Source organism: Actinomyces sp. ICM47, from assembly GCF_000278725.1.
In the GTDB taxonomy this organism is placed as follows: Bacteria; Actinomycetota; Actinomycetes; order Actinomycetales; family Actinomycetaceae; genus Pauljensenia.
Genome location: NZ_ALCA01000031.1, coordinates 1 through 10,840, shown reverse-complemented (window position 1 = coordinate 10,840; position 10,840 = coordinate 1). Strand labels below are relative to the sequence as shown.

Here is a 10,840-nt window from a genome sequence, read left to right as displayed (position 1 = left end):
CCGGAAGCGGTAGTCCCGGGGGCGTCGGCAGGGACTGGCCGGGCGTGTTGCTAGGCCGTCGACTAGCCCCGGGGGCGGCTGCAGGCCCCGCGTCGGCCGGAAGCGTTAGTCCCGGGGCGTAGAGCCGGCGGCCGGAAGTCGGGCGAGAAGAGAAGGATTTCATGGCATCTCCTTGCCGCCCAGGCAGCGTGCCAGTGAGCGGGCGTTGTGTTGCATCATGTCGATGTAGGTGGGTGCTTGGTCGTCGAGGGTGTCGCCGTAGAGGGGGCAGATGTCCACGCCCGCGTCGGTGGCGGCGGTGCGCAGGGTGGAGCGGGTGCGCGCCAGGTTGGGTTCGAGGAACACCGCGGGGATTGAGGAGTCGGACAGGGTGGCTTGGAGTTTGATTCGGTCGGCGATGGAGGGTTCGACGCTGGGGTTGGGTGCGACGAATCCGGCGACGGTGAGCCCGTAGGCGTTCGCCAGGTACGCGTAGGCGTCGTTGGTGGTGACGAGTTTGCGTCGCTCGGATGGGATTGTCGCGATGGTCGAGGCCATGGTGGCGTCGAGTTGGTCGAGGCGCGTCAGGTAGGTGGCGGCGTTGGTCTGGTAGGTGGCCTCGCCGCCCGGGTCGACGGAGATCAGCGAGTCGCGGATGACTCGCACGTAGGCTTGGGCGTTGTGGACGTCGTGCCATAGGTGGGGGTCGATGTCGCCGTGGACGTGCTTGCCGAGGACTGCTTGGGGCAGCATGTACACGTTGGCGCCGGCCTCGCCGATGAATCGGAACGAGGCTTCCCCGGGGATGGTCGTGAGCGCGCGGGTGGGCACTTCGATGACGACGTGGTCGAGGTCTGTGCATTCCATGGTGGAGGCGACGACCGCCCCGGCGCTGGATGCGCCGACGCAGGGGGCCGAGGCCTCGTCCCCGCTAAGCGCGTCGGCGTCGGAGGCGAGTTCGACGCGCTTGGTGGTGAGGTTGACGGTGATGTCGGCGTGGCCGGCGGAGAGGACGCGTCGGTCTTCGGCGGCGGCGATATCTTCGGGCGGGGTGCCGACGGCGAAGACGGCGGTGCCTTCCCCGACGCTGACCGGCGTGGCACCGGGGGTGGTGCGCAGGTTGGCGCGGAAGTGGACGCGGTACACGCCGGGGGCGGTGAACGCCCAGCTCATGTGTTGGTGGGCGTCGGCGGGCAGCTGCGCGGTGTCGGTGTCGTATCCGCCTGCCGCGTTGAAGCCGTCTGAGGAGGCGAAGGCGATCTCGGGCTGCCCGAACGACGTGGTGAGGTACGCGGCGGCCTGGCCGGGCCCGTCGACGCCGGTGGTCGTCAGGTCGATCTGCGAGGCGCGGGTGGCTCCCATGTCGGTGCCGTCGCCCCACACGCGCATGCCGAGCCACGGGGTGTCGAGGGCTCGGTCTTCGACGAGGGGGAGAATGGTGGCGCCGTTCTTGGCGGCTTCCTCGGCAACGGAGACGGAGCGTGAGCCGGCGGGCAGGTTGGAGTCGAGGGCGCGGATGAGGGCGTGTTCTTCGAGCATGAGGTAGTTGGAGAAGGCGACGTCCGCGTAGGCCACGTCGCGGATGGTGCGCAGGGAGGGTTCCCACGAGTGTGGGTCTGCCCCGTTGGGGACCATCTGGGTGACGTGGGCGCGGTCTCCGGCGACGTTGCGGACGAGGTCGGCAAGGATGCCGGTCGTCGCAACGACGCGCAGTTCGCCATCGTGAGCGGGGTCGGGCGCAGGCGCGCACCCGGCGACCCCCGCCGTAAGCGCGAACATCGCTGCGGCGAGCCCACACCCACTCCCCCGCCACCCACGGGAGGGGTGGCGGGGGAGGAAGGAGAGGATGCCTCGTGAATGAGTGCTCACGAGAACGCTCGCACGTTTCTGCGTCGGCCGATCGAACTGACCCACACGCAGGCCGCGCCGGTCAGCGCCCACGTGAGCGAGACGACGGCCAGCGGGATGGTGTCGGCGCCGGTGATGGCCAGGGAGAGGTCGCAGTCTTTGCCGGAGGCGGTGCGGCCGACGACCTGGGATGCCATGGGTCGGCTGCTCGTGCCGAGTGCGCCGGTGGCGGTGACTTCGCCGCTGCTGCCGTAGCCGGAGCCGGTCAGGGCCGCGCCGGTGGGGGTGACGCGCATGGAGATGGTGAGCGTGTAGGTGCCGGGGGCGGTGAACACCCAGTTCTGGTGGGCGTGCGTGTTGGGGCCGAGCGTGTAGCTGGAGCCGGGCCCGTCGAACACGTGCTCGCCGACGCCGGAACCGAGCGCGCCCGCGTTAAAGACGGCGACGCGGCCGGGGCCTTCGACGGCGTCAAGGGTGAATTGGACTCCGCCAGTGGTTCCGGTGACGATCTCTTCGCGCTGGGAGTTCAGGCCCAGCCACGGCACGCCCGCGATTTGGGCGGAGGGAATGAGCCACACGCTGGAGCCGGCGGTGGCAACGAAGCCGAGGTCTGCGGGCGCGGTGATGCGCGCGGCCTCACCGAGTGCGAAGGTCAGGGTTGAGGGATCGACCCACTGCGCGGGCTGCGTGCGGTCGTCTTTGATGCGGGCGACGAGGCTGCCGTTTTCGATGGCGGGCCCCAGGTCGAAGTGTCCCTCGGTCGCGTTACCGGATGCACCCTCGCCGACGCTGACGGTCAGCGTGGTGCGCGCGGTGTTGGCGGGAGCTTGGGACGAGGCCGGGGCAGCAGATTTGGTTCCCGTTGCCTCGCGGGTGACGCGGGTGGGAATGCAGCGTTCGCCTGACGACGTGGTGGTGCGAGCGCCCGAGGTCGTGGTGCCTGAGGTGGTGACGCCATAGGTTGTGTCCGCTCCCCCGCTGCTGCCCGCGCCCAGACCTGTGCCCGAGGTCTGGGCGGGGTCGTTCGCTCCAGCGCCGGTGTCGGAAGCGGAGCGGTCTGTGGTGTCCGGGGTCGAATCCCCGTCAGCGCCCGACTGCCCGGCTCCCGACTGGGCGTCCGTGGAACCCGGGTTGACGCCGGGCGCGGGGGCTGCGGGATTGCCATTACCGCCGGGGGTGAGGCCGGCCTCGGCGAGGCACGTGGCTTCGTCGGCCACGTCGATCGTGTAGGTGCGGGTGGGTGCGACGGCGTTGGCGGTGCCGGTGTTGCCGGGGGTCCAGGCGCTGGCTTGGACGGTCAGCGTGTAGCGGCCGGCGCGCGTGAACAGCCAGTTGACGTGCTTGTGGGCGGCGTAGGGCTGGTCGATGTCGTCGCCGCCCGGGGCCAGGTCGTAGCTGCCGTCGGCGGTGACCGCCTTCAGGCCTTCTGCGAAGCTGGATGTGAAGGCGTAGATGCGCCCGTCGGCTGGCCCGGAGTAGGTGATGTGGAAGCGCGCGGCGTCGTATCCGCCGGCGGCGATGCCCAGGGTGTCCCACCCGGGCCACAGGACGGTGGCTTGGTTGTCGCCGGACTGGCCGAGTAGGTACGCGGCGGCGGGCGCGCCAGTCGTCTGGCTGACGCCGTCGGGAATCTGGGTGAGCGTGCTCGCGGGGATCGCGAGGAGGGTCTGCTCGGGTTCGCGCAGGACGCCGGAGCCGGTGGCGTCCTCCTTGATGCGCAGGGTGAGCGCACCGGCCGCGTCAGAGGTGAGGTCAAAGATGTCGGCGTGGCCGCGGTTCAGGGTGGCGGTGGTGCCGTCGGGCGGGGTGCGCATGACGTTGCAGGTGGTCACTCCCCCGGTTCCCGAGGCCGTGGCGGCGTCCGTCGCAGCCGACGCCATCGCGGTCGCGTCCGTCGCGGTCGCTTCTGCGTTGTCGGTGGCTGCGTCGGTTGTAGCTGTGGTGGCTGCGTTGTCGGCGGCCGCGTCGGTCGTGACGGTCGCGTCGGTTGTGTCGGCCGAGTCAGCGTTGTCGGTGGCTGCGTCGGTCGTAACTGTGGTGGTCGCGTCGGTTATGGCTGCGTTGTCTGCCTGAGTGTTGGAGGCGTCGGAGGCTTCGTGCACCGTTTCCTCGGCTACTGCTGTTTCGGTGGCGGAGTCGAGTCCAGAGCCTGCCGCGTCGGCGGCGTGTGCTCCTGTTGGTGCGAGGAATGATGCTGCCGCGAGGCTCATTGCGGCGAGGGCCCGGGCAGCTGCACGGCCCGGGCTCCTGTGTGTCGTGGGGTTCATGGGTCCTCTAGATACAGTCATTGAATGAGAATCGTTATCATTCTAGTCCTGGCATGACTCCCCCGCCACTACGCCCGCCTCCAACACCCCTCAAAACACCTGTTCTGCACAACCAGACCGGCCACGCAGCGATTTGCATCCATCCACCATCGCTCGAAAGCTATGCGAACAGCCAATTTCCTTTGCAATTGCTTGGTTCTCGCTGCGATGGATCTAACTGTCCGAGCGGTTGATTGCCGAAAAACCGAGGCATAAACTATAGCCATCAAGCGCCTGACACAGCTGCCAAGCTCGTCCGGCGCTTTTTCTTGTTTGACACGCAGGGTCGCGCTGACGCTACCCGCGTTGGCACGCTCCACGTACGAGAACCGCCGGGCGATCCCCGGCCTCGTCAAGCAGGGACACAATCACCGATACGATCCCACGAGGAGCCCACTCATGTTCTCCACCATCGACGTCATGGTTGCCCAGGCCCACATCGACCAGCTCAACGAGCTCGCCGACGCGAAGCGTTCGCGCACGGCCGACCGCCACTGAGCGAATTCCAGCCACGCCGGAATTCCACGCAAGTCCGCAGACCCCTTGGGCTGCGGACTTTTTGTATCTAGTCGTGACAACACTCCCGAAAGCTACGGACAGACCTTTCCTGACGACTTCCCTACTCCCCCATGACGGGCAAGTCCATCGGGCGGATCCGCTCACTCTCCTTCGGCTTCGTCGCCGTCAGTAGCTAGTTCACCTATCGACACGTCGGCCACTTCCTAGCCCTATCTGCGTCTGCACTGAGGCGAAGAGCCGGGATTGTTTCACGTGAAACAATCCGCGTTCGCGCCCCCGGTTGAGACCAGTCACGGCTAGCCGTGGCTACTCGTCCTCCGAGATATACCCCTTGGCAGCAAGACGCTGGTATTCGCTCGCGATAAACATCTGCTCAGGAGACTCAATAATGCAGCTGACCAGAGCATCATTGCCGCCCACACTCACGCCCACACCCTGCGGAGTAACAAAAGTAGAACGATAACGCTCCCCCCTACTACTACGACGCTTGGGCTTCCCATACCGGCGCGTCAAAATCTCACAGAAGTGCCGATAAATCACCTTCGCCGGCTCCAACGAATACCCCCAAGCCTCCTCAGGCGCAATATCAGTGATCAAAAAACTGAACGTTCCGATCGAGCCACTCCCTTTGGTGAAGTAACAAGGAAACCCTATTGGGTGAACGTCAGAAGTAAAGACGTTGGGCTTCCCTTCCTTCTGTGTCCATCCGAAGCGGTCGCGTAGGGCGTAGCCGTCTTCGGCGATTTTGGGCCAGGGTGAATCCACCCACGCATCGAGAATCTGGATGAAACGCTCATCGGACAAAACAGTGAACTCAAACGACATGATCCTCCTTTAGTAGCCCTTGATAGCCAGGTCGGCGCCGACAACACTCACGGATTCACGGACAGGATGACTCACAACCACCACCGGCAGCAACCCCAAGGCCAGCGAACCCCCGCAGCAAAATCGAGAACAGCCGCGCCCGGCCACCGCAACTACTCGTCCTCCGAGATATACCCCTTCGCAACCAGACGCTGGTACTCGCCGACGATAAACATCTCCTCAGGAGACTTAATGTAGCAGTCAACGAGTGACCGATTGCCACCAATACTGATGCCGACACCGCGGGAAGTAACATTCGTCGAACGATAGTAACCCCCCTTGTTCCTACGCTGCGTAGGCTTACCGTACCGGCTCTTCAGAATGTCGCAAAAATGCCGATAAATCACCAGAGCATCCTCCAGCGAATCCCCACGAGCCTCCTCAGGCGCAATATCAGTAATGAGAAAATTAAATGAATATAGAACTCCCTGTCGACAGCTAAAGCTAGACGAAAGCTCATGAGGTTGAATATCGGAAGTAAACAAACTCGGTTTATCCTCCTTGGGTATCCATCCGAACTGGTCACGTAGGGCGTAGCCGTCTTCGGTGGTTTTGGGCCAGGGTGAGTCCACCCACGCAACGAGAATCTCGATGAAACGATCATCAGACAACACAGTGAACTCAAAAGACATGATCCTCCTCTAGTAGCCCTTGATGGCCTCGTCGACGCCGACAACACCCACGGACCCACGGACCCACGGACAGGATGACTCACAACCAGCCCCGACAGCAACCCCAAGACCAGCGAACCCCCGCAGCAAAACCAAGAACAGCCGCACCCGGCCACCGCGACTACTCTCCGGTACTACTCGTCCTCTGAGATATACCCCTTGGCGACCAAGCGCGCATACTCGCTCTCAATAAACATCTCCTCAGGAGACTTAATGTAGCAGTCAACGAGTGACCGATTGCCACCAATACTGATGCCGACACCGCGCGAAGTAACATACGTCGAACGATAGTAACCCCCCTTGTTCCTACGCTGCTTGGGCTTACCGTACCGGCTCTTCAGAATGTCGCAAAAATGCCGATAAATCACCAGAGCATCCTTCAACGAATCCCCCCGAGCCTCCTCCGGCGCAATATCAGTAACAGGTATTTTGAGAGACTTGATCTTCCCATCGCGCGCAGTGAAATACGAGGAAGACTCATGAGGGCGCACGTCAGAGGTAAACAACGCCGGCTCTCTATAATCTGGCTTCCATCCGAAACGGTCGCGCAGCGCGTAGCCGTCTTCGGTGGTTTTGGGCCAGGGTGAGTCCACTCAGGCCTCCAGAATCTCGATGAAACGCTCATCCGGCAGAACAGTGAACTCGAACGACATGATGCTCCTTTAGTAGCCCTTGATGGCCTGGCCGACGCCGACAGCACACAGGACGAGTCATAACCATCCCACACCGCCCGACACCACCAAACCTACCAGCCCCAGCAACAACCCCGTAGGCCAGACAAGATCCGGCAGCACACACCCGCAGCAAGCCCTTGGCCAGCTGTACTCAGCCGTGGTTATTCGTCCTCTGAGATGTACCCCTTGGCAACAAGACGCTGGTATTCACTGGCAATAAACATCTCCTCAGGAGACTCAACAATGCAGCTGACCAGAGCATCATTGCCGCCCACACTCACGCCCACGCCCTGCGGGGTAACAAAAGTAGAACGATAACGCTCCTTCTTACTACTACTCTGCTTCGCCTTCCCATACCGGCGCGTCAAAATCTCACAGAAATGCCGATAAATCCCCTTCGCCGGCTCCAACGAATACCCCCAAGCCTCCTCAGGCGCAATATCGGTAACCGGAAGTTTGAAAGACTTGATTTTCCCATCGTGCGCTGTGAAGTAGGAGGAAGATTCCCGAGGGCGCACATCAGAGGTAAACAGCGCCGGTTCTCTATAATCTGGCTTCCATCCGAAGTGGTCGCGCAGCGCGTAGCCGTCTTCGGTGGTTTTGGGCCAGGGTGAGTCCACCCAGGCCTCGAGGATCTCGATGAAACGCTCATCCGGCAGAACAGTGAACTCGAACGACATGATCCTCCTTTAGTAGCCCTTGATGGCCTGGTCGATGCGGGCGATGTGGGCTGGGTCCAGCTCAATCGGCACGGTCTTAAAGTCTATTTTCCCTGCGTTCCCACTGCGGGCAATCGCGATGTCGGAATGCACCGTGATGCGCCCGTCCTTAATGGCCTCCCACAACTCGGGGTTCTCACGCATCTTCTGATGAAAATCCACGTCCGTGGCCAGGCGATCCCCCACGTAGGCAGCCGACCCCTGCTCAACCTTGACCCCATCAACCTCGTAGGTCCCGATCTTGGCGCTGGTACCGCCCTTGCATTCCCCCACGTGCAACTCCCCGGGCCGGTACCCGATCGCGTCCACGCGACCACTACCAGTGCCCGGACCACCCACGCCCCCGGCCAGACCCACGCGGCACCCGGAACACCGGCCGCGCCACCGACAGTGTTTCACGTGAAACATGTGACCGCCACCCGGGCCTCGTCGCCCCGCGCAGCCAGGAAAGTGGCACACTTTACCTATACGCATAACGCGACTCCACGCAAAGGATGGCACCCATTGACTCAGCCTTCAACACACGGAGCGACCCCGGCCTCGTCCGGCTCGTCGCGCACGCAGGGCAACCGCCTCGACCCCTGGTACGACGTCTACGCGGACCAAGCCCTGAACCTGCGCGCATCCGAGATCCGCGCCCTCTTCTCGGTCGTCTCCCGTCCCGAGGTCGTCTCCCTCGCAGGCGGCATGCCGAACCTGAAGGACCTCCCCCTCGATAAGCTCGCGGCGTCCGCGGAAAAGCTGATCCGCAACCACGGCGCGCAGGCCATGCAGTACGGCAACGGCCAGGGCTGGGAGGTCCTGCGCGAGCACATCACGGAGGTCATGAGCTACGACGGTATCGTCGGTGCCGACCCGGACGACGTCGTGGTGACGACGGGCAGCCAGCAGGCACTCGACCTCGTCACCGAACTCTTCGTGAACCCGGGCGACGTCATCCTCGCGGAGGCCCCCTCGTACGTGGGCGCGCTCGGCGTGTTCCGCGCGCGCCAGGCGGACGTCGTGCACGTGCCGATGGATGAGCACGGCATCATTCCCGAGGCCTTGGCTGAGACAATCCGCAACGTGCGGGCGTCGGGTCGGACGATCAAGTTCATCTACATCATCCCGAACTACCACAACCCGGCGGGCGTGACGCTGTCGGCGGAGCGCCGCCCGATCATCGCGGAGATCTGCCTGCGCGAGCACGTCCTCATCGTCGAAGACAACCCGTATGGCCTGCTCGGCTTCCACAGTGATCCCCTGCCGGCCATCGCCTCGTACAGCCCGGAGGGGGTCGTGTACCTGGGTTCGTTCTCGAAGATGTTCGCGCCGGGCTTCCGCATCGGCTGGGCGTACGCGCCGCACGCGATCCGCGCGAAGCTGGTGCTGGCTCTCGAGTCGGCGATCCTGTGCCCGTCGATGGTGGGTCAGATGGCGATCGCGGATTATTTGGGCAGCTACGACTGGTACGGGCAGGTGAAGACGTTCCGCTCGATGTACGCGGAGCGCGCTCACGCGATGCTGACGGCGCTTGAGGAGTTCATGCCGTCGTGCTCGTGGACAGTGCCGGACGGTGGCTTCTACACGTGGGTGACGCTGCCCGAGGGTCTGGATGCGAAGGCGATGCTGCCGCGCGCGGTGCGCGCCCAGGTCGCTTACGTGTCGGGTACGGCGTTCTTCTACGACGGGCAGGGGTCGAATCACATGCGCTTGTCGTTCTGCTACCCCACCCCGGAAAGAATCCGCGAGGGCGTGCGCCGCCTCTCGACGGTCGTCAACGCTGAGAAGGAAATGGTTGACATGTTCGGCACGGCTTCAACGGACGAGGCCGGGGCTGGGTCGGCTCGTTAAGGTTGCGAAGGAGTAACAACACTATGGCTACGAAGGTTCTGATTATTTCGGGCGGGTTGACGCATGAGCGTGATGTGTCGGTGCGTTCGGGTCGTCGCGTCGCGAATATTCTGGCGCAGGCCGGCTACGAGGTTGTCATTTCGGATGTGGATGCGTCGCTGGCGGGGGCGATCGAGTCGTTCGCTCCTGACGTGATTTGGCCTCTCGTGCATGGGTCGATTGGCGAGGACGGCTCGTTGCAGTCGTTCCTGGAATCGGTGGGGATTCCCTTTGTGGGTTCGTCGTCGGTGCAGTCGATGTTGGCGTCGAATAAGCCGACGGCGAAGGCTCTACTGGGTTCGGCGGGGCTGGCGACGCCGGGTTGGGTGACACTGCCGCAGGCGATTTTCCGCCAGCTGGGCGCGTCGAATGTGCTGTCTGCGCTGGAGGGGTCGGTGTCGTTCCCGGTTGTCATTAAGCCGACGGATGGCGGTTCGGCGCTGGGTATTTCGACGGCGCATGATGCGAAGCAGTTGCGTCGTTCGATGGTGGATGCGTTTGCGTACGGTCAGCGTCTGATGGTTGAGCAGCGTATCGAGGGCCGCGATGTGGCCGTGTCGGTCGTGGATCTGGAGGGTGGGCCGGTGGCTCTGCCCCCGGTTGAGATTGCGACGGATGATGGCCGTTACGATTACGATGCGCGGTACACGACGGATGAGTCGGAGTACTTCGTTCCGGCGCGTTTCTCTCCCGAGGCCTTGGCTGACATGCAGGCCGCAGCTGTTGAGGCGCACACGACGCTGGGTCTGCGGGACTTGTCGCGCATGGATTTTGTGGTGGATGAGGATGGGACGTGCTGGTTTATTGACGCCAATGTTGCGCCTGGTATGACGGATACGTCGCTCCTCCCCCAGGCGGCGGATGCGCTCGAGGATTCGTCGTTCGCGCAGTTGTGCGCCGACATCGTTGATTTCGTGGCGGGTGGTCGCGTGGCTGATGGGGCAGCGGATGATGCTGCCGAGTCGGCCGATTCGTCGGAGGAGTCAGAACACTCCGCTGACGCCCCCGTCGAGGGCGAGTAGCGACACCACTCTCCTGCGGGACGCACCGGGCCCGGGAGGACTGCTGTCCTCCCGGGCCCTTCGTGTCTCCGAGAACGAGCCGTGTTGGATCCTACGTCATCGGTCGGTATCTCAACCGTCTACGTAGAGGACGCCGCGAGGCCTACAGTGCCGGGGTGTCGGCAGGGCCTGGCCGGTCTTTGAGATCGACCGTCCAAGTGGAGGATGCCGCGGGTTCTGACTGTTTTTCAAAACCGTCCAAGTGGAGGTCGCCGCGGGTCTGACTGTCTCTCACAACCGTCCAAGTGGAGGTCGCCGCGGGGCCTGCAGGGCCTGGCCGGGCTTCGAGACGACGCGCCGAGCCGAAGGCTCGCGGCGCGGACGGCG

Annotated in this window: 10 protein-coding genes; 3 read left to right on the top strand and 7 right to left on the bottom strand. The window is 63.8% G+C overall.

The features are described 5' to 3' along the window. Positions 1 to 159 precede the first annotated feature (159 nt). Positions 160 to 1,758: an anchored repeat ABC transporter, substrate-binding protein gene (locus HMPREF1136_RS02100; RefSeq protein WP_034504478.1), complete on the bottom strand. Its 1,599-nt coding sequence runs from the start codon at positions 1,756 to 1,758 to the stop codon at positions 160 to 162. A gap of 86 nt (positions 1,759 to 1,844) precedes the next feature. Continuing rightward, positions 1,845 to 4,094, bottom strand: coding sequence for a TIGR03773 family transporter-associated surface protein (locus HMPREF1136_RS02095; protein WP_232204156.1), 2,250 nt, complete (start codon positions 4,092 to 4,094; stop codon positions 1,845 to 1,847). Between the two features lie 345 nt (positions 4,095 to 4,439). Here HMPREF1136_RS02095 and HMPREF1136_RS02090 point away from each other — a divergent pair, with 345 nt between their 5' ends. Beyond that, positions 4,440 to 4,631 carry a hypothetical protein gene (locus HMPREF1136_RS02090; protein ID WP_009647661.1) on the top strand — a complete coding sequence of 64 codons (192 nt, stop codon included), beginning with the start codon at positions 4,440 to 4,442 and terminating at the stop codon, positions 4,629 to 4,631. 327 nt (positions 4,632 to 4,958) lie between these two features. On the opposite strand, the gene HMPREF1136_RS02085 is transcribed toward HMPREF1136_RS02090, so the two are convergent. From HMPREF1136_RS02085 to HMPREF1136_RS02065, 5 genes are all read right to left on the bottom strand, one after another. Further along, positions 4,959 to 5,477: a DUF6301 family protein gene (locus HMPREF1136_RS02085; RefSeq protein ID WP_009647653.1), complete on the bottom strand. Its 519-nt coding sequence runs from the start codon at positions 5,475 to 5,477 to the stop codon at positions 4,959 to 4,961. A 152-nt stretch (positions 5,478 to 5,629) separates the two neighbouring features. Then, positions 5,630 to 6,148, bottom strand: coding sequence for a DUF6301 family protein (locus HMPREF1136_RS02080; RefSeq protein ID WP_009647658.1), 519 nt, complete (start codon positions 6,146 to 6,148; stop codon positions 5,630 to 5,632). 173 nt (positions 6,149 to 6,321) lie between these two features. Continuing rightward, positions 6,322 to 6,780 (bottom strand): DUF6301 family protein, encoded by a 459-nt coding sequence (locus tag HMPREF1136_RS02075; protein WP_009647654.1) that lies wholly within the window; start codon positions 6,778 to 6,780, stop codon positions 6,322 to 6,324. Between the two features lie 242 nt (positions 6,781 to 7,022). Beyond that, a complete protein-coding gene (locus HMPREF1136_RS10230; protein WP_009647659.1) occupies positions 7,023 to 7,541 on the bottom strand; it encodes a DUF6301 family protein in 519 nt (172 codons plus the stop codon). Positions 7,542 to 7,550: 9 nt separating this feature from the next. Then, on the bottom strand, positions 7,551 to 7,853 hold the full coding sequence (locus HMPREF1136_RS02065; RefSeq protein WP_009647656.1) for a hypothetical protein: 303 nt from the start codon (positions 7,851 to 7,853) through the stop codon (positions 7,551 to 7,553). Positions 7,854 to 8,084: 231 nt separating this feature from the next. On the opposite strand from HMPREF1136_RS02065, the gene HMPREF1136_RS02060 reads away from it, so the two are divergent. Then, complete coding sequence (locus HMPREF1136_RS02060; RefSeq protein ID WP_009647655.1) at positions 8,085 to 9,413, top strand: aminotransferase-like domain-containing protein; 1,329 nt, start codon at positions 8,085 to 8,087, stop codon at positions 9,411 to 9,413. 23 nt (positions 9,414 to 9,436) lie between these two features. Continuing rightward, on the top strand, positions 9,437 to 10,474 hold the full coding sequence (locus tag HMPREF1136_RS02055) for a D-alanine--D-alanine ligase family protein (RefSeq protein WP_009647662.1): 1,038 nt from the start codon (positions 9,437 to 9,439) through the stop codon (positions 10,472 to 10,474). Positions 10,475 to 10,840: the final 366 nt, after the last annotated feature.